This window comes from Bradyrhizobium sp. Ai1a-2, assembly GCF_000426245.1.
In the GTDB taxonomy this organism is placed as follows: domain Bacteria; phylum Pseudomonadota; class Alphaproteobacteria; order Rhizobiales; family Xanthobacteraceae; genus Bradyrhizobium.
Genome location: NZ_AUEZ01000007.1, coordinates 27,481 through 45,349 on the forward strand (window position 1 = coordinate 27,481; position 17,869 = coordinate 45,349).

Annotated in this window: 16 protein-coding genes and 1 tRNA gene; 5 read left to right on the forward strand and 12 right to left on the reverse strand. The window is 64.2% G+C overall.

What is annotated here, in order from left to right; genetic code table 11:
- Nucleotides 1-50: 50 nt before the first annotated feature.
- Entirely contained in the window at nucleotides 51-356 is a 306-nt protein-coding gene (gene clpS / locus K288_RS0107295; RefSeq protein WP_027578935.1) for an ATP-dependent Clp protease adapter ClpS, read from the reverse strand.
- A 261-nt stretch (nucleotides 357-617) separates the two neighbouring features.
- Between clpS and K288_RS0107300 the strand changes: the two genes are divergently transcribed.
- On the forward strand, nucleotides 618-1,469 hold the full coding sequence (locus K288_RS0107300; protein ID WP_027578936.1) for a DUF1194 domain-containing protein: 852 nt from the start codon (nucleotides 618-620) through the stop codon (nucleotides 1,467-1,469).
- Nucleotides 1,470-1,563: 94 nt separating this feature from the next.
- Here the strand turns inward: K288_RS0107300 and K288_RS0107305 are convergent, their stop codons facing one another.
- The 11 genes from K288_RS0107305 to K288_RS0107355 all read right to left on the reverse strand — a co-directional run bounded on the left by K288_RS0107305 (nucleotide 1,564) and on the right by K288_RS0107355 (nucleotide 15,008).
- Entirely contained in the window at nucleotides 1,564-2,658 is a 1,095-nt protein-coding gene (locus K288_RS0107305; RefSeq protein ID WP_027578937.1) for a nitroreductase family protein, read from the reverse strand.
- Between the two features lie 84 nt (nucleotides 2,659-2,742).
- Entirely contained in the window at nucleotides 2,743-3,981 is a 1,239-nt protein-coding gene (locus K288_RS0107310; RefSeq protein WP_027578938.1) for a methyltransferase, read from the reverse strand.
- Nucleotides 3,974-4,726: a TlyA family RNA methyltransferase gene (locus K288_RS0107315; RefSeq protein ID WP_027578939.1), complete on the reverse strand. Its 753-nt coding sequence runs from the start codon at nucleotides 4,724-4,726 to the stop codon at nucleotides 3,974-3,976. The genes K288_RS0107310 and K288_RS0107315 overlap by 8 nt, the downstream gene beginning before the upstream one ends.
- Before the next feature lie 5 nt (nucleotides 4,727-4,731).
- Nucleotides 4,732-5,292 carry a nucleoside 2-deoxyribosyltransferase gene (locus K288_RS0107320; RefSeq protein ID WP_027578940.1) on the reverse strand — a complete coding sequence of 187 codons (561 nt, stop codon included), beginning with the start codon at nucleotides 5,290-5,292 and terminating at the stop codon, nucleotides 4,732-4,734.
- 26 nt (nucleotides 5,293-5,318) lie between these two features.
- Nucleotides 5,319-7,244, reverse strand: a complete 1,926-nt coding sequence (gene dxs / locus K288_RS0107325; protein WP_027578941.1) for a 1-deoxy-D-xylulose-5-phosphate synthase — start codon at nucleotides 7,242-7,244, stop codon at nucleotides 5,319-5,321.
- Nucleotides 7,245-7,602: 358 nt separating this feature from the next.
- A complete protein-coding gene (locus K288_RS0107330) occupies nucleotides 7,603-8,952 on the reverse strand; it encodes a hypothetical protein (protein WP_152535424.1) in 1,350 nt (449 codons plus the stop codon).
- A gap of 126 nt (nucleotides 8,953-9,078) precedes the next feature.
- Nucleotides 9,079-9,348, reverse strand: a complete 270-nt coding sequence (locus tag K288_RS0107335) for an exodeoxyribonuclease VII small subunit (RefSeq protein WP_027578943.1) — start codon at nucleotides 9,346-9,348, stop codon at nucleotides 9,079-9,081.
- Nucleotides 9,349-9,440: 92 nt separating this feature from the next.
- Complete coding sequence (locus tag K288_RS0107340; RefSeq protein ID WP_027578944.1) at nucleotides 9,441-10,367, reverse strand: histone deacetylase family protein; 927 nt, start codon at nucleotides 10,365-10,367, stop codon at nucleotides 9,441-9,443.
- Nucleotides 10,368-10,552: 185 nt separating this feature from the next.
- Nucleotides 10,553-12,217 (reverse strand): bifunctional metallophosphatase/5'-nucleotidase, encoded by a 1,665-nt coding sequence (locus K288_RS0107345; RefSeq protein WP_084799504.1) that lies wholly within the window; start codon nucleotides 12,215-12,217, stop codon nucleotides 10,553-10,555.
- 46 nt (nucleotides 12,218-12,263) lie between these two features.
- The gene (locus K288_RS0107350) at nucleotides 12,264-13,025 is read right to left on the reverse strand and encodes an enoyl-CoA hydratase-related protein (RefSeq protein WP_027578946.1); all 762 of its coding nucleotides are present in this window, start codon (nucleotides 13,023-13,025) and stop codon (nucleotides 12,264-12,266) included.
- Between the two features lie 201 nt (nucleotides 13,026-13,226).
- Nucleotides 13,227-15,008, reverse strand: a complete 1,782-nt coding sequence (locus tag K288_RS0107355) for an acyl-CoA dehydrogenase (RefSeq protein ID WP_027578947.1) — start codon at nucleotides 15,006-15,008, stop codon at nucleotides 13,227-13,229.
- 178 nt (nucleotides 15,009-15,186) lie between these two features.
- Here K288_RS0107355 and K288_RS0107360 point away from each other — a divergent pair.
- From K288_RS0107360 to K288_RS0107375, 4 genes are all read left to right on the forward strand, one after another.
- Nucleotides 15,187-15,261: transfer RNA gene (locus K288_RS0107360), tRNA-Gln, on the forward strand.
- A 14-nt stretch (nucleotides 15,262-15,275) separates the two neighbouring features.
- On the forward strand, nucleotides 15,276-15,995 hold the full coding sequence (locus K288_RS44950) for a hypothetical protein (RefSeq protein WP_084799505.1): 720 nt from the start codon (nucleotides 15,276-15,278) through the stop codon (nucleotides 15,993-15,995).
- Nucleotides 15,996-16,172: 177 nt separating this feature from the next.
- Entirely contained in the window at nucleotides 16,173-16,724 is a 552-nt protein-coding gene (locus tag K288_RS44955; RefSeq protein WP_051334412.1) for an RNA polymerase sigma factor, read from the forward strand.
- Nucleotides 16,725-16,777: 53 nt separating this feature from the next.
- The gene (locus tag K288_RS0107375; protein ID WP_027578948.1) at nucleotides 16,778-17,761 is read left to right on the forward strand and encodes a FecR domain-containing protein; all 984 of its coding nucleotides are present in this window, start codon (nucleotides 16,778-16,780) and stop codon (nucleotides 17,759-17,761) included.
- Nucleotides 17,762-17,869: the final 108 nt, after the last annotated feature.

Below are 17,869 nucleotides of genomic sequence, written 5' to 3' on the forward strand. Positions count from 1 at the left end.
AAACCCAGTTGCCGGAAGCCTTGCAGGCAAGCCTCGCAGGCGGTCGCGCGCTATTCTTCCGGCTCGGTCGTAAACAACAGCGGATAGCCCTTGGCGCGGCCGGCATCGGTGGCGCGTGTCGCCTTTGTCTCGGCGACGTCCTTGGTGAAGACCGCAACCACGCAGACGCCGCGCTGGTGTGCGGTGAGCATCACCTTGAAGGCCTGGTCCTCGGTCATGCGGAATTCCGCCTTCAGCACCATGACGACGAATTCGCGCGGCGTGTAGTCGTCGTTGATCAGGATGACCTTGTGCAGGCGCGGCCGTTCTACCTTGGTCTTGACCTTGGTTTTCGGGGTGGTGACGGTGTCGCTCATGGCGCGGCACTTCCTGCTGCTCTGCGAACATAGTATCGCCTTCCCGGCGATCCCGGAACCGGCGGTTTTTGCACGGGCTCATTGCAGCAGCGGGACGATCGCGGGCAAACGACAAAACCCCGCCAAAATCGAGGCAAGCGCAAGGCCAAGCTTTAGATTTAGACCGACGACTAACCTGAATGTGAAGGACAAACGATGTTCGCCCTTTGCGTGACGCAGTTTGCGTGTCACCATTGTTAACATTCGACGGGAGGGCAGCTGATGCGCTGGTATGTCTCGATCGGGGTTGTGCTTGTCGCAGGCTGGCTTGTCGGCGGCGATGGGGCCGGCATTGCCGCGCCCGGGCCGGGCAACCAGGGCACCCGCCAGGTGGTGGAGAAGGACGCGAACCCCACCGTCGATGTCGAACTGATACTTGCCGTCGACGTCTCCTATTCCATGGACATGGACGAACTCGCGATCCAGCGCGAGGGCTACGCGCAGGCGATCATATCGAAGGAATTCCTGCAGGCACTGAAGGCCGGTCCGAACGGCAAGATCGCCGTGACCTATTTCGAATGGGCCGCTTCCTCCGACCAGAAGATCATCATTCCCTGGCGGCTGATCGACGGTCCGGAAACCGCCGATGCCGTTGCCGCCGAGATCATGAAGACGCCGATCCGCCGGGCGTCGCGGACCTCGATCTCGGGTGCGATCAATTTCGCCGTGCCGCTGTTCGACGAAGATCCCTATCGCGGCCTCAGGCGCGTCATCGACATTTCAGGCGACGGCCCCAACAACAACGGCGCGCCGGTCGCGACCGCGCGCGACGCGGCGCTGGAGAAGGGCATCGTCATCAACGGCCTGCCGATCATGGTGAAGGAGCCGTCCTATTCCACCATGGATATCGACAACCTCGATCAATATTACGAGGACTGCGTGATCGGCGGTCCCGGCTCCTTCGTGGTGACGATCAAGGAGCGCGAGAAATTCAAGGAAGCGATCCGCACCAAGCTCCTGATGGAAGTCGCCGGCCGCACCCCGGAACGAAACGTCGTGCCGGTGGCCGAAAAGGAGCCGCGCGTCAGCTGCATGATCGGAGAAAAGATCTGGCAGGACAGGTGGGGAAGATAGGTTTTCTTCCGTAGGGTGGGCAAAGCGCAGCGTGCCCACCATCGCGAGCACAACATGAAATGGTGGGCACGCTGCGCTTTGCCCACCCTACGTTCTACGACATCTCGCGCGTCACCTGCTCCGGTGCCCGGCGCAGCGAGTTCGGCAGAGCGGGGCCCGTGCCGAAGCGCATGATGATGTCCGGGCGCCGCTCGCCAAGCCCCATGACCGCGGCGAATTGGGAGCGGACCGCGGGCACCTCGACCGGTTGATTGACGAACGCATATTTCAGTCCGAGCGCGGTCGCCTGCAGTCCGAAACGCTGGCAGGCGCGGCCGACAGCAATCCAGTGGGCCTTGTCGCTGGCATCAGCCGCCAGGACGACAACGCCGGCCGAGCTCTCGATCTGCTCGCGGTACTTCTTGTTCTCTCCCTCTTCGGTGAAGAAGAAGCCGAGAAGCGGCCGGGCAATCCAGGCGGGCATCGCGGGATTTCCGGAGCAGCGCGAGAACAGTCCGTCCATCCTCGCCATGGCGTCGGCTTCGCTGAAGCGCAGCCAGCGTAACAGCTCCTCCATGAACGCCTTGTCGCGCATCTGTGCCGAGTTGCCTTGAACGACGTAGTCGGCGACGTCTGAGATCCCGGCCCGATCGCTTATCATGATGGTCGAGACGCCGGGCTCGCGGCATGCGCCCTCCAGCAAGCGCAGCGTCTCGGGTGAAACCGGCTTGCCGTCATAGATCGTGCGGGTACTCTGCCGAGCCGTGATCGCTTCGGCGAGCGGCGAGCTGGAGGAGGGGGATGTTTCCAGATCGATCACGATCTCGTCGCCCTCGACGATTGCATTCGCCTTGAGCCCGAGCATCGAGGCTGCCAGCACGAGATTTTCCGCGGCGCATCCCAGGCTGACGAACAGGTGGTGGTCATCCGGATCGACCGCGGGACATCTGCGCGTGAAGTCCGGCGCGATGACGATTCTGTTGGCACTCGCAGTGAAGGTCCAGGGCTGGGTGTTGTGGCTGTTGGCTGCCAGGCTCGCAAAGCGCACGAGTTCACGGTTTCTTGGCGTCGACCGCAACGGCGCTCTGACGATGCTGGCGGCCTCCTCATACGTCATCGCTGCTGCTCCTGCCTGTGACGATGGGCCTATGATCGCCGTCGCGCCAAGCCCAAGCGCGGTTTCGAACATCTGTCGTCTGTCTGACAGCATCGACCCGCTTCCAACCAATTTCGCACGTAAGCAGTTAGCCCCACTGGGAGCTGGGGCCGTTGACCGAGGTCAAGAGCTTGCCGCCTATTTCCTGAACTTGGCCACCAGTTCGACATGCGGTGTGTGGCGGAACTGGTCGACAGGTGTGACGCCTTCGATCCTGTAGCCGCCGTCGATCAGGATCTTGGCGTCGCGGGCGAAAGTCGCGGCGTTGCATGACACCGCGATCACGGTGGGCACTTTGCTCGCGGCAAGTTGTGTGGCCTGCGCCTGAGCGCCCTGGCGCGGCGGATCGAACACGACCGCATCAAAGTCGCGCAATTCCTGCGGCATCAGCGGGCGGCGGAACAGGTCGCGCGGCTCAGCCTTGACCGGCTTCAAACCCGCCGTCGAGGTCGCGGCCTTCTGCAGGCTCGCAACCGCGCCGGCGTCGCTGTCGAAGGCGGTGACCCGCGATTTCGCCGCCAGGCGCGGGGCGAACGGGCCGACACCGCAGAACAGATCGGCGATGTGCTTGGCGCGCTGGCAGTGATCGCTGACGAGTCGTGCCAAGGTCTCCTCGCCGGCGACGGTCGCCTGCAGGAACGAGCCCGGTGGCAGGATCACCTGGGCCGTTCCGATCGTCACCGCAGGAGGCGCGCGCATCAGCACCAACTCGCCATGCCGCGTCAGCCGCGCCAGGCGATGCTGTTCGGCAATGCGCGACAGCGCCGCGATCATGGTCGAGGGAAGGGCGCCCGATCCGCGGACGTCGACGTCGAGGCCGTTGAGGGTCGAGGTCACCTGGATGTCGAGCGGCTTGCCGATTGAAATCAACGGCTCGGCGATCGCCCAGGCAGCGTCGAGCGCACCGCTCAGGCCGGGATCGAGGATCGGACAGCGATCGACGGGAATGATGTCGTGCGAGCTTGCCGCGGCGAAGCCGACCTTGAGCACTTCATGCGTGCCCATTCGCGCGTGAAGCGTGATGCGGCGGCGCCCGAGGCCGTGGGCGTCGATCAGCGGGGCGACCTCGGCCGCAACCTTGGCCTGCGCCAGCGCCTCAACGACGAGGTCGCGCTTCCAGGCCTGGTAGCTTTCGTTGTCCCAATGCTGGATCGCGCAGCCGCCGCAAAGCCCGAAATGCGGGCAGAACGGCGCAATGCGCTCGGGACTGGCGTGCTCGACCTGCAGCAGCCGCCGCCGATCAGGATGGCCGGGAACGGCAGCTACCTCGACCGTCTCGCCGGCGAGCGCGTAAGGAACGTAGATCGCCTGGCCGTCCTGAAACGCGACGCCGTCGCCGCGATGGCCGACATGATCGATCGCCAGCCGTTCAGCCACGGCGCGCGCCGAGGAAGAATTCGATGTTGCCGTCGCCGCCCGTGATCGGGGACGGAAAGACCTGGATGTCGGTGCAGCCCTGCGTTGCCGCAAAGGCCGCGATATCGTCGCAGATTTCCTGATGCACCATGGCGTTGCGGATGATGCCGCGGCGCGAATGCTTTCGCTGCGCCTCGAATTGCGGCTTGATCAGCGCAAGCAGGTGCATCGGCGCCGCGGCGAGCGACAGCGCTACCGGCAAGACCAGCTTCAGCGAGATGAAGCTGACGTCGATGACGACGACATCCGGGCGCGCCGGAAGGCGCTTGCCCTCGAAGGAGCGGATATCCGTCTCTTCCATCGACACCACCCTGGGATGGCCGCGCAGCGACGGATGCAATTGGCCGTGCCCGACATCGATGGCAAACACCAGGCTCGCGCCGTTGGCGAGCAGCACCTCGGTGAAGCCGCCGGTCGAGGCGCCGACATCGAGGCAGACATGACCTTCGATGTCTACAGGGTATTGTTCCAGCGCGCCGGCGAGCTTGACGCCGCCGCGCGAGACATAGGGATGCGCAGGCTCTGCCGACAGCGTCGCGTCGGGCGCAAGCGTATCGGAGGGTTTCGCCACCTGCTTGCCATCGGCCGTCACGAGCCCGGCTTCGATCGCGGCGCGCGCCCGCGCCCGGCTCTCGAACAGGCCGCGCTCGACCAGCAGCACATCCGCGCGCTTGCGCGAAGCCTGCTCGCTTTCACTCTTCTTCATCGCCTTCAACCCGTCCTTCGCCCGTGATCCACCGCAAGGCGGACGCAGGCCTCGAAGCAGGTGAGGTCGTGCCAGATATCCGCAAGTGCCGTCCTCGGCGTCACGAGCGCGCAGCCGTGCAGGTCGAGGGCGTGCATCATCATCAGATTGTCGGGCAAGCCAAACTCTTCCACAGTGAGGCCGTGGCCATCGGCCAGGCGACCATCGGGCGACGTCGTCACTTCATATAGGCGCGCCACGCGAGTTGCATATGACGCGGGGTCGTTGGAGTAGCCGAAGCACAATTTGCCGCGCCCCGCCATGTAGCCGAGCTCATAGACCGTGCCTGCGTCGGCACTGGGGCCGCGAAACGGCGTCAAATTGGCGATGATGGCATCGGCTGCCTCCATCATCGCTTCGTTGCCCTTGAAGATGACGAGGGAAGCATCGGGCGCCGACAGATCGACCGCGTTGTCGAGCGGATAGAGCCCGTTCAGGCCGTAACGCGCGCAAAGCTCAGCCTTGCGCCGTCCGATTTCGATTGCGTCCGGCAGGAACACGTCGGGACCTGCCAGATAAATCTTCATCGCGGAATCCGCGGGAAGGCCCGTCGTCAGGCGAGCTTGACGGTCTCGGTCTTGAAATCCTTGCCGAGGGTCTCGAACACCTTGGCGACGATGCTCTTGGCGTCGAGGCCGGCGCGGGCATACATCGCCGCCGGCGTGTCGTGATCGAGGAACACGTCGGGCAGCACCATCGCACGCATGCGCAGGCCGCCGTCGAGCATGCCGTTCTCGGCGAGCAGCTGCATCACATGCGAGCCGAATCCGCCGATGGAACCTTCCTCGATGGTGATCAGGATCTCGTGCTCGCGTGCGAGCTTCAGGATCATCTCTTCGTCGAGCGGCTTCATGAAGCGCGCATCCGCGATCGTGGCGGAGAGGCCGTGGGCGGCGAGCTCGTCGGCGGCCTTCTCGCATTCGGCGAGGCGGGTGCCGAAGGAGAGCAGGGCAACCTTCTTGCCTTCGCGGATGATGCGGCCCTTGCCGACATCGAGGGGGATACCGACTTCGGGCATTTCGACGCCGCGGCCTTCGCCGCGCGGATAGCGCAGCGCGCTCGGGCGGTCGTTGATCGCTACCTGCGTTGCGACCATGTGCACAAGCTCGGCCTCGTCGGAGGCCGCCATGATGACGAAGTTCGGCAGGCAGCCCAGATAGACGTTGTCGAACGAGCCGGCATGGGTCGCGCCGTCGGCGCCGACCAGGCCGGCGCGGTCGATCGCGAAGCGCACCGGCAGGCTCTGGATCGCGACGTCATGGACCACCTGGTCATAGCCGCGCTGCAGGAAGGTCGAGTAGATCGCGCAGAACGGCTTGTAGCCTTCGGCGGCGAGGCCGGCCGCGAAGGTCACGGCATGCTGCTCGGCGATGCCGACGTCGAACGTGCGGGTCGGGAACGCCTTGTTGAAGATGTCGATGCCGGTGCCGGACGGCATCGCGGCGGTGATGCCGACGACCTTGTCGTCCCTCTGGGCTTCCTTGACGAGGCTCTGGCCGAACACGTTCTGGTAGGCCGGCGCATTCGGCTTGGCCTTGGCCTGGGTGCCGGTGGCGACGTCGAACTTGACAACGGCGTGGTACTTGTCGGCGGAGGCTTCCGCCGGCGGATAGCCCTTGCCCTTCTGGGTCACGACGTGGACCAGGATCGGGCCGGTGTCCATGTCGCGGACGTTCTTCAGGACCGGCAGCAGGTGGTCGAGGTTGTGGCCGTCGATCGGGCCGACGTAATAGAAGCCGAGTTCCTCGAACAGCGTACCGCCGTCCATCATGAAGCCGCGGGAATATTCCTCGACGCGGTTGGCGCGGTTGGCCAGCACCTTCGGCAGATGCTTGTTGATCTGCTTTGCGGCCTCGCGCAGCGAGCGGTAGGTCTTGCCGGAATAGAGCCGCGACAGATATGCGCTCATCGCACCGACCGGCGGGGCGATCGACATGTCGTTGTCGTTCAGGATCACGATCAGGCGCGAGTTCATGGCGCCGGCATTGTTCATGGCCTCATAGGCCATGCCCGCCGACATCGCGCCGTCGCCGATCACGGCGATCACGTTGTTGGTGCCGCCGGCGAGATCGCGCGCCACGGCCATGCCGAGGCCAGCCGAGATCGAGGTCGAGGAATGGGCGGCGCCGAACGGATCGTAGTCGCTCTCGCTGCGCTTGGTGAAGCCGGACAGGCCGCCGCCGGTGCGGAGCGTGCGGATGCGGTCGCGCCGGCCGGTGAGGATCTTGTGCGGATAGGCCTGGTGGCCGACATCCCAGATCAGCCGGTCGCGCGGCGTGTCGAAGGTGTAGTGGATCGCGGTGGTCAGCTCGACCACGCCCAAACCCGCGCCAAAGTGACCCCCGGTCACGGAAACCGCGTCGATGGTCTCCTGGCGGAGTTCGTCGGCAACCTGATGCAGCTGCTCGACCTTGAGCCGGCGCAGGTCGTCGGGCGTGCGGATAGTGTCGAGAAGCGGCGTCTTACTGTATGTGGTCACAGCGATATTCCAGTTCTTGGGGTCAGGGCCAGCGGCCCGACCGGCGATGGGGGCGCATCGATTGCGCCGTGAGAGTCCAGACACCGATTTGCCGCCTCGGCAGGCCGGTGCCTGATTTGAAAGCCTAGATGCACTCCGGATCGAACCACGTGACACGCGTCACGCTGGTAGCTTCACCCGTCCCGGTCATTTCCGTCGGCCCTTTCGGAGGTATCTGCTGCTGCCAAATTTGCGGCAAGCTGCCCCCAAACAGCCATAGAACGGCAAGCTTTACACCAAAGCCGACCGCAAAGCCAAGCTACCCACCCGCCGGGTTCCCGGGGGGTCCAAGCGGGGGGAACTGAAAAATCTAGGGTTTTTAACCGCGGCGGCGGGCGGAAGGTTCCAACTCAAGCAAATTCCCGCTAGCCGTTGCCTCCGCGCCGCACATCTCGATCTGCCGCCAGGCCCGCTCGCGGGCAGCCGGATCGCCAATTGCGACCTCCAGGGCCGCCTCCGGGAGCGTTATCCGCTCCTTCAGCGGCACCGGACCGCACACGATCATGAAAAAATCGTATGGGTGCGGGCGCTCATTGGCCATCACGAACTGAAAATGCACTCGGAAGAACTGCCAGCGGAAGGAATTGTAGTGCTCGGGCTTGACGATGTCGCGGAAGCGGACCGGCACGACGGTCGGATTGCGCCTGGCGTCGCCGAGTTCGATGCCGTGGCTCGAGATCGGATCGAACTGATAGAAGTTCATCACGTCCTTGCGGGCCTGGCAGTCGATCCATTCGATCGAGGGTTCCAGCGCCAATTGCCGCAAATGGTCGCGAAACTCCCGCGATACCTTATGAAACCCGACGATCGGAAGATTGCCGCCAATGGTGAACAGCACCACGCGAGGGCCGTGACGGCCCAGTGACGGGTCGAGCCTCAGCGCCCGCGCCAGGATTTCCGTCCCCAGGAATGATCCCGAGCTATGGCCGACCAGCACAATCTCATCGGCGTCGCTGCTGCGCGCGACCTGGACGAGGTGCTGCGCAAAGCGGTCGATGCGCTCGTCCCATTCCGGACGCTGTCGGTGCGAGAACTCCCAGGTCCAGATCGTGTCTGACAGGAGATAAAGCACGTAGGTGTTGTTTTCGTTGTATTTCAGCACCGTGCCGATCAGGGCGACAAAGATCGCAGTTGCCGCGGCAACGCTGAAGAGATCGGGGATGCCGATCGCGCTGAGGCCTCGTTGAAACAAGAACGCTACTGCCGCAGCGCACAACGCCTCCGCCAGCAGCACGACATGCGGATAGGTGATGAACGCCGTGAAACGCCAGTTCGCCCGCGTGAACCGCGCAATCGTGCCGGTGAAGACCAGCCCCCAATAAATCCAGACGGCATGAAACACGGTACGCCAGATCGGCGCGGCGAGGTCGCGCTGGATGAAATCCTCAAACCGCAGGAAATCGTAGGTTGTGCGGGTCTGCCAGTCGGCCGCCTTGGTCTCGATGGTCCAGGACGCGATCTCGTCGTCGGGGCCGACCTTTGGCCGGCTGATGGTCGCCGATAGCTGGTAAAGACGGCTGAATTTCCGCAGTTCGGTCCTGAACATGCGGTAATATTGCGCCAAGCCGCGCGGATCATACCCCTGGATATAAATAATATGGCGGTGCCGAACGCGCACGTACTGTCCCCAGATGAGATCGGGACTATAGCAGCCAGCGCGATGCGCCAAGAGCTATTTCGCCAACTCTGGGGAAGACCGGCGAATTTGCCTGAAGTGCTGTACGATTGCGACGCCGCGTCGCGGGCTAGATCATGATCCGGCCAGGCGGGTTCGATCGATTTTCCGGATCATGCTCTACTGCACGTCGAGCGGCTCGGTTCCGGTGGGCTGGCCGCTGGCGTCGGTTGTGATCTTGTCGACGCGCGCCTCGGCTTGCCGCAATAATTCCTCGCAGCGGCGCTTCAGCGCCTCGCCGCGTTCATAAATCGCGACCGATTCCTCAAGTGGCACCTTGCCGTCCTCAAGCCGTTTGACGATCGATTCAAGTTCCTCCATCGCGCGTTCGAAGGAGAGCTTCTTGACGTCGGTTTTGTTGTTTTCGACTTGGGTAGTGTTTTCGGCCATTACTCGCGTTTCCCGATTCGCGTTCTTAAGGCTGCGCCCCGTTCCCACCGCAGAATCAAAGCAATTTTCTGCGGAAGTATCGTGGCGTCGATTTATGCGCCCATCAATGCGGTGACATGCGCGGCCACCGACTCTTTCAGTCCCTGCAGATCATAGCCGCCTTCGAGCACGGAGACGACCCGTCCGCCGGCGTGCCGATCGGCGAGATCCAGAAGCTTGCGCGTCACCCAGCCGAAGTCGTCGGCCCTCAAATTGAGCGAGGCGAGCGGATCCCGGTAATGCGCGTCGAAGCCCGCAGAGATGATGACGAGCTCGGGGCCGAACTTTTCCAGTTGCGGCAGGATCAGGTTGTCGAACGCCGAGCGGAATTGTGCGCCGCCATCTTCAGGCGCGAGCGGCGCATTGACGATGGTATCGTGCTCGCCGCGCTCACCGCGGCTGCCGGTGCCCGGAAACAGCGGCATCTGATGCGTCGAGCAATACATCACGCTCGGATCGGCCCAGAAGATATCCTGGGTGCCGTTGCCGTGATGAACGTCGAAATCGACCACGGCGACACGGCCGATGCCGAACTTGCGCTGGGCATGGCGCGCGGCGATCGCAGCGTTGTCGAAGAAGCAGAAGCCCATCGGCCGGCTGGCTTCGGCATGATGGCCGGGCGGGCGAACCGCGACGAAAGCATTCGGATGCTCGCCGGACATCACCGCATCCGCGGCCGCAACGGCGCCGCCGACGCCGCGCATCACTGCTTCCCAGGTGCCCGGCGACATCGAGGTGTCGCCGTCGATGTAGACGAGGCCGGAGGTCGGCGCGATGTGGCGGAGCTCGCCGACATAAAGCTCGCCATGGCAGAGCATGACGGAATCAAGGCTGCCTTCCGGCGCCTCGCTGCGTGCGAGCGGCGTGAATCGCTCTTCGCCGAGCACCTCGGCGACCGCACGCAACCGGTCGGGGCGTTCGGGATGGCCTGGAGGCGTCAGGTGGTCGAGGCAGGCGGAATGCGTCAGAAGAAGGGTCATGCAGGTTTCCAGCGCATCGCTGCGCGTTCTTGCGACTAACGCCCTATTTAGGCGCTCAGCGCTTCCCGCGAAAGCCCTTCGTCGCCTTCGCAGCCCAGGAGGAGCGAAGCGTAACCCCGGGAAGCCGCACGTGATCTGAAGCCCCGGGGTTACGCTGCGCTCCACCCGGGCTAGGGGCCGGCGGGCTAATTGACCCGCTGGATCCGATTGCCCGAGGCGGGCCCGACCGGGCTGTTCGCCTGGAAATAGTCATGGAGGGCATCGACATCGTAGGGGCCGGTCAGCGGCGCCTGACCTTCCTTCAACATCGTGAAGCCGTCGCCACCGACCGATATGAAATTATTGACCGTCACCCGGTAGGTCGCTGCCGGGTCGATCGGCACGCCGTTCAGCATCATCCGCCCGGCGATGATGCGCTCGCCGTCACCCTTGCTCGCATCCCAGGCGTACGCGAACCCTTTCGACACCTGCAGGATCCGTGGCCGCTTCGGGTCGAGCCATTGCTGCTCGAGCGTATCCTTGATCTGCTTGCCGGTGAGCGTCAGCGTGATGAGCTGGTTGCGGAACGGCTGGCTCGAGAACAGGTCGGCATAGGTGACGGCGCCGCCCTCTCTCCGCGCAACATCGGTGCGCACGCCGCCCGGATTGGTGAAGGCGATCACCGCGCCGCCTTTCTCGGGCGAACTCGTCGCAGCGAGCTGGGCGTCGGCGATGATGTCGCCGAGCGCGCTTTCGCCGGCCTGGTTAGGCACGCGCGAGAGCGTCTCTGTCACCGAGCCTGCCGGACGGTTGGCGATCGGCGCGGCGAGCTTGTCATAGGCGTCGATCAGCGCAGTCTGGCTTGCGTCCTTGGCCAGCGTCTGGCTGCGGACGATGGTGTTCTCTGCCTTGGCGCTGATCACGTCGCGGGTCTTGGGATCGAGCTTGAGGTCGATCGCGGTGACCAGCGTGCCGTATTTGTCGCCGGAGGTGACGAGCCGGCCGTCGATGTCGCAGACATAGGCCTGGTGGGTGTGGCCGGAGATCACGACGTCGACCGCGCGATCAAATTTCTTCACGATGTCGACGATCGGGCCGGAGATGCCGGGGCATTCGTTGTAGTCGCCGGTCGGCGTGCCGCCTTCATGGAGCAGCACCACGATCGCCTCGACGCCGCGCGCCTTCAATTCTGGAACGAGCGCATTCACCGTCTCGGCCTCGTCGCGGAATTCGAGATCGGCCGCGCTATGCGGCGAAATGAGGGTCGGCGTGCCCTTCAGCGTCAGCCCGATGAACGCGACCGGAATGCCCTCGAACTGTCTGATCTCGTAGGGCGGAAACACGGTCTTGCCTGTGGCCTTCTCGAAGGTGCTTGCGGCGAGATAGTGGAATTTCGCGCCGGGGAAGGGATGAGGACCCCGGCACTTGTCGGTCGGATGGCAGCCGCCATTCTGCATCCGCCGCAGTTCATCCATGCCCTCGTCGAATTCGTGGTTGCCGACCGAGGCGATCTCCAGCCCCATCATCGACAGCGATTCGATGGTCGGCTCGTCATGGAACATCGCCGACAGAAGCGGGCTCGCGCCGATCAGGTCGCCGGCGGCGACGAAGATCGTGTTCTTGTGTCCCTCGCGGAGCTGCCGCACCAGCGTCGCCATGTGCTCGGCGCCGCCGGCGGGCACGACGAGCTTCTTGGTCTTGTCGCTGGGGTCGCTGATCCGGATGCCGCCTGGCGGCGCCCGCAGATAGCCGTGGAAATCGTTGATTGCGAGGATGCGCAGATCGACGGGTGAGGCGTTTTGGGCCTGGCAGGGCGCAAGGACAAATCCGCCCAGCAGCGCCAGCGCTGCAAGGATGTGACGGGTTCTCATGGAGCGAATATGGACAAGCGCGGCAACGATTTTGCGACCTTGCCGTTCAATTCTGCTTGCGCGCAAAGAACGCCTTGAAGGCGGAAACCGCTTCCTTGGAGCGCATCCGTTCGCTGAACAGATGGGCTTCCTGATCGATGCGCCGGGTCATGTCCTCTGGCGGCAGTTTTATCAGCTTGCGGGCGATCGCGACCGCGTCGGCCGGCAGCGCGCAGATCTCGCGCGCTACTTTCCGCGCTTCCGCTTCCGTATGGCCCGGAGCCACCACCGCGTTGACGAAGCCGGCGACGCGGGCGTCGTCGGCGTCCATGGTGCGGCCCATCACCAGCATCTCGAAGGCGCGCTGGTGCCCCATCGTGCGCGGCATCAAGAGGCTCGAGGCGCCCTCGGGCACCAGCCCCAGATGGATGAACGGGGTCGAGAAGGTCGCGGTGCTGCTGGCGAGCACGTAGTCGCAATGGAACAGCATGGTGGTGCCAATGCCGATCGCAACCCCGTCGACGGCGGCGATGATCGGCTTGACGTTGTGCGCCAGCGAGTAGAGGAACTTCACCGCGCCGGAGGTGCGCACCGCGTCGGGATTGGCGGTGCCGTGCTTCACGAACTCCTCGACGTCATTGCCCGCGGTGAACACGCCCGAGCCGCCGGTAATGATGAGGCAGCGGATCTCCGGATTGTTCTGCGCGGTGTCGATCGCATCGCTCATCGCGCGATACATTTGTTCGGTGATGGCGTTCTTCTTCTCGGGCCGACGCATCGTGATCACGCGCGTTGCGGCTTCGTCTGATACGATGAGGTGCCCGGTCATCAAGCAGTCCCTTGCGAAGGCGGCCACATTGCCGCCGGGGAACACCTCGCCATCTTACATGATCTCCGCCCGGCTCCCAATGTCCCTCACGGCTTTCCCACGCTCTTGTCATTCCGGGGCGCGTCCAGATCACGCAGGCCCGCAAGCCGTAGAGCGGGCACTGCGCTTCGCCTTTGCCCATTCTACGAGGCAATGTGGGGCTTACCCCAGCAACACCGCGTCTGCGCCGTTGATGGCTTCCGCACTGTCCGTCACCGTCTTCTCGAGCGACGGTGCCTGGACCGCGACGTTCTCGGCGAAGAAGCGGGCCAGCGCGATATAGCGCTGCGGGTCGCCGGCCTCGCCACCGCCCTTTACGGCGAGCGCTTCGCCGGCGAGCGTGCAGCCGCCGAGCGTCGCGCCGAACAGGCGCAGGTAAGGCGTGGCGCCGGCGAGCGCATCGTTCGGCGCCGAGGCGAGGCGCTCGAGCAGCCAGCGGCTGGTGCGCTCGAGCGCGCCGAGCGCATCGCGCAGCTTGGCGCCGGTGGTGCCGAACGCGGGATCGTTGGAGGCTTCCACCTGCTTGACGATGGCTGAGAGCTCGTCGAGCAGGGCCCAGACCGAGGCGCCGCCATTGGCCGCGAGCTTGCGCGTGACGAGGTCGATCGACTGTATGCCGTTGGTGCCCTCATAGATCGCGGTGATGCGCGTGTCGCGAGAATGCTGGGCCGCGCCGGTCTCCTCGATGAAGCCCATGCCGCCATGCACCTGGACGCCGAGATAGGCGACCTCGTTGCCGATGTCGGTGGAGAAGGCTTTCGCGATCGGCGTCAGCAGCGCACCGCGTGCCGCGGCGTCCTCGCGCACCTTCGGATCCTTGGCGCGTGTGGAGACGTCGAGTGCGACTGCGGTCGCGTAGCAGATCGCGCGCGCGGCGGCTGTCATGGCGCGCATCTGCATCAGCATGCGCTTGATGTCGGGATGTGCGATGATCGGGTCCGAACCTTCGCTTTTGCTGCCGACCGCGCGGCCCTGGCGGCGCTCCTGGGCATAGGCGAGCGCCTGCTGGTAGGCGCGGTCGGCAAGGCCGACGCCTTCGAGGCCGACCGCGAGCCGGGCCTGGTTCATCATCGTGAACATGCATCGCATGCCCTGGTTCTCTTCGCCGATCAGGTAACCGATGGCGCCGCCATGGTCGCCCATGGTCATGGTGCAGGTCGGGGAGGCGTGCATGCCGAGCTTGTGCTCGACGCCGGAGGGATAGATGTCGTTGCGCGCGCCGAGCGAGCCGTCGGGATTGACCAGGAATTTCGGGATCAGGAACAGCGAGATGCCCTTGGTGCCTGCCGGCGCATCGGGCAGGCGGGCGAGCACAAAATGAACGATGTTGTCGGTCATGTCGTGGTCGCCATAGGTGATGAAGATCTTGCTGCCCTTGATGCGGTAGGTGCCGTCACCGGCGCGCTCGGCGCGGGTGCGCAGTGCGCCGACATCGGAGCCCGCCTGCGGCTCGGTGAGCTGCATCGTGCCGGTCCATTCGCCGGAGACGAGCTTGGCAAGGTAGGTCCTCTTCAATTCGTCGCTGCCATGGGCGTCCAGCGCCTCGATCGCGGAGAGCGTCAGCAGCGGGCAGAGGCCGAACGCCGAATTCGACGCGCTCCAGATCTCGGTGCAGGCGGCGTTGATCGCGAGCGGCAGGCCCTGGCCGCCGAACGCTTCCGGGCCCGACACCGCGTTCCAGCCCGCACCCGCCCAGCGCTGATAGGCGTCGGGCCAGCCCGGCGCGGTCGTCACCTTGCCGTCCGCGAGCTTGACGCCGTTCTGGTCGCCGACCCGGTTGAGCGGCGCCAGCACGTCGCTTGCGAACTTGCCGGCTTCCTCCAGCACCGGCTGGGCGATATCGCCGTCGAAATCGCCGTAATGGCCGGCGGCAAGGGCGGCCTTCAGTCCGGCACCATGGTTGAGGGCGAGCAGGATGTCGTCGATCGGCGCGCGGTAGGTCATGGCGTTACTCCCCGAGGGAACATTGGCGCCGTCTTCCCACGAAACCATGCTTCCCTCAACCGTCCGGATGACCGAATTTGGGGGCAGAAACAGTTGAAATAGCCCGACTCCCTCTGTAGACCGGCGTTGCCAGACTAGGAGGGCTGCGGCTATGTTCCGCGCCCTCCGGACCTGGAATTGGGGCGTAGCCAAGCGGTAAGGCAGCGGATTTTGATTCCGCCATTCGGAGGTTCGATCCCTCCCGCCCCAGCCAGCAGATATTGCTGGATGTCCATTCCTTCCGGGGAAGATCAATTGACGCCCGCTGCGCCGTTCACCGCTCAAATTCGGGACAGGTGCCGGTCGTCCGCGCTCATCCTTGGTTTGGCGTTCGCGATTTTATCGTCGTTTGCGGTCGCAGACGAACGTAGCATGGAATTTGACATTCCGCCACAGGCGCTCGACCAAGCGTTGAATGTCTTCCGCAGTGCCGCCGGAGTTCAGATCTTCTACGAGACCGCGCTAACGGCTGGCCGGCGATCGCGGGAGGTCAAAGGCAGTTTTGCTCCGGGGCGCGCATTGCAGACGTTGCTCGGAGGGACGGGGCTCGTGGCCCGACGCACGGATGTTGATGCATTCGCCATCCTTCCCGGGCGGGCGGAGCCAGATCGCGCGGAGGCGCCAGCAAGCCCGCCCGACGGACGTTTCGTAGGCGCGCTGCAGAACGGCGTTCTTGATCTGCTATGCCGAAACAGTCAGACCCGGCCTGGTAGATACAAAGTGGCGCTCGAACTCTGGATTGCCCCGACCGGCGCCATTCAACGTAGCGCGATCATGGCCTCTACCGGAGACGTAGCCCTCGATACAGCCTTGCTCCGCGTGCTTCAAGGCGGCAGCATCAACGCAGCGCCGCCTGCCAGCGTGCCCCAACCGTTCATTCTCACCGTTGCGCCGCGCGCCCCGTCTGAAACGGGCGATTGTGGCGGGTCATCGCAGACCAGCAGGTAAGCGACACCGGACCGTAGCCAATTTGTCATGCAGCCTTGATAGTTCAAAATCGCTCCGTCCTGGCATCTGCCACGCTTGGAGTGGCTTGCGCCGGCGCCTGATCTCCAATGAGTGGGGGAAGTCATCGCGGGGCTGGTGAACTCGAGTTCTTGATTTGGTCCGGCGGGGCGACCGACTATGGCAGAAACGACGTGGGCATTGCTACGCAATCTGCTCACCGACAGATATACGGAGTTCAAGGTCAGGCTGACGCGGCGGTTGGGTTCGGAGGAACTCGCGAGTGAGAGCCTGCACGAGACCTGGCTACGGCTGCATCGGCCGGGACATGTTGGTTCGATCGAACGTCCGTCAGCGTACCTGTTGCGCATCGCCATCAATATTGCGACGGATCGCTTGCGCTCCGAGCGTAATCGCGCGCGCCGGTCCGAAATCGAAGCCGTGCTCGGAACAGGCGGTGGGCCTCCTGACCCGGCGTTGGAGTTACAGTCACGGCTCGAGCTTCAGATTGTTGAACGGGCGATCCGCGGATTGCCCGATCGGCCGCGGATGATACTCATCGCCTCTCGGCTTGAGGGGCTGACTCATCAAGCTATTGCCGAGCGGCTTGGAATTTCCAGGCGCACCGTCTTGTATGAGCTTAAGCGCGCTGTGGAATATCTGGATGCACAACTCGAGAATGAAGGCTATTCGTCCTCCGATTGCACTCCCAAGTCCCCCGATGCGTCTTAGGAAGGATAGAGGACGCAAGTTCGATGGTATTCACCAATGAGAACGCTTGAGCAATGACGGCCGCGGATCGCTCGAAGGGCGAGCTTGAGTCGCTGAGACGCGAAGCCTGGACCAGGCTTCTGCATCTCACGTCGGGCCACGCCAGCAAGGCAGATGTCGCAGCGCTGAAAGACTGGTGCGCGCAGAGTCCCCGTCATGCCGAGGTCTTTGCCCAGGTGAGCGGACGATGGCGCGTGGTAGGCGCGGCCATGGAAAACGTCGCGCAAACCGGGCGTCCCATGCGCGCAGGGGCGAACGCGAGCGCGCGCGCGCCGATCGGGCGTCGCGCGTTTCTGGTCGGCGCTCTGGGCGCGTCGGCGGCTGGGGCAGCCATCATGATCACGCGACCACCGATGGGATTGTGGCCGTCACTCGGCGAGTTCGCTGCCGACTACCGGACCGCGACGGGCGAGCGTCGCCATGTCGCGCTTGACGAGCGCGCATCGCTGGACATGAACACCCGAACCACCCTCAACGTCCGGGCAGCGAGCAGCGGAGGTGATCAGATCGAGTTGATCAGGGGAGAGGCTGCCTTCGCGACGCGATCCAAGCCCGTTGAAGTGCTTGCGGGTAACGGCCGTGCCTGGGCCGACGATGCCCAGTTCAGCGTCCGTCGCAACGGTTCGGACATCTGTGTGACATGTCTCGACGGCCTTGTTCATGTTCAGCAGGAAGGACGTTCTGCGACACTGCAGAAGACGCAACAGGTCATCTACGACGATCGCAACTTGGGCCCCGTGCAGAATGTCGACCCCATTATTGTGACCGCGTGGCGCGAAGGAGAGCTGTTGTTTCAGAACGAGCGGTTGGCTCGCGTTATCGAAGAGGTCAATCGCTATCGGCCGGGCCGTATCATTCTCGTGAATGATGCGCTCGGACAAAGGCGCTTCACCGCGCAATTCAAGCTCGATCGCCTTGAGGTCGTGATCACCCAGCTGAAAGCGACATTCGGAGCGCGGGTGGTGTCACTCCCGGGTGGCGTGGTCCTCGTGAGCTGAGCGTTCGGATCGGTCAGATGCGCGCGACTTCGCGCGGCGGGTGGTGGGATCGCACCAGCGTGACGGGCAGATCGAAGTCGGTCTGAAAAAAATTGGCGCGGTACGTTG

Bases quoted from the DNA above. Each gene is read 5' to 3' on its own strand.
- clpS (WP_027578935.1), bottom strand. From the start codon at position 356: ATGAGCGACACCGTCACCACCCCGAAAACCAAGGTCAAGACCAAGGTA.
- K288_RS0107300 (WP_027578936.1), top strand. From the start codon at position 618: ATGCGCTGGTATGTCTCGATCGGGGTTGTGCTTGTCGCAGGCTGGCTT.
- K288_RS0107305 (WP_027578937.1), bottom strand. From the start codon at position 2,658: ATGCTGTCAGACAGACGACAGATGTTCGAAACCGCGCTTGGGCTTGGC.
- K288_RS0107315 (WP_027578939.1), bottom strand. From the start codon at position 4,726: ATGAAGAAGAGTGAAAGCGAGCAGGCTTCGCGCAAGCGCGCGGATGTG.
- K288_RS0107320 (WP_027578940.1), bottom strand. From the start codon at position 5,292: ATGAAGATTTATCTGGCAGGTCCCGACGTGTTCCTGCCGGACGCAATC.
- K288_RS0107335 (WP_027578943.1), bottom strand. From the start codon at position 9,348: ATGGCCGAAAACACTACCCAAGTCGAAAACAACAAAACCGACGTCAAG.
- K288_RS0107340 (WP_027578944.1), bottom strand. From the start codon at position 10,367: ATGACCCTTCTTCTGACGCATTCCGCCTGCCTCGACCACCTGACGCCT.
- K288_RS0107345 (WP_084799504.1), bottom strand. From the start codon at position 12,217: ATGAGAACCCGTCACATCCTTGCAGCGCTGGCGCTGCTGGGCGGATTT.
- K288_RS0107350 (WP_027578946.1), bottom strand. From the start codon at position 13,025: ATGACCGGGCACCTCATCGTATCAGACGAAGCCGCAACGCGCGTGATC.
- K288_RS0107355 (WP_027578947.1), bottom strand. From the start codon at position 15,008: ATGACCTACCGCGCGCCGATCGACGACATCCTGCTCGCCCTCAACCAT.
- K288_RS44950 (WP_084799505.1), top strand. From the start codon at position 15,276: ATGTCCATTCCTTCCGGGGAAGATCAATTGACGCCCGCTGCGCCGTTC.
- K288_RS44955 (WP_051334412.1), top strand. From the start codon at position 16,173: ATGGCAGAAACGACGTGGGCATTGCTACGCAATCTGCTCACCGACAGA.
- K288_RS0107375 (WP_027578948.1), top strand. From the start codon at position 16,778: ATGACGGCCGCGGATCGCTCGAAGGGCGAGCTTGAGTCGCTGAGACGC.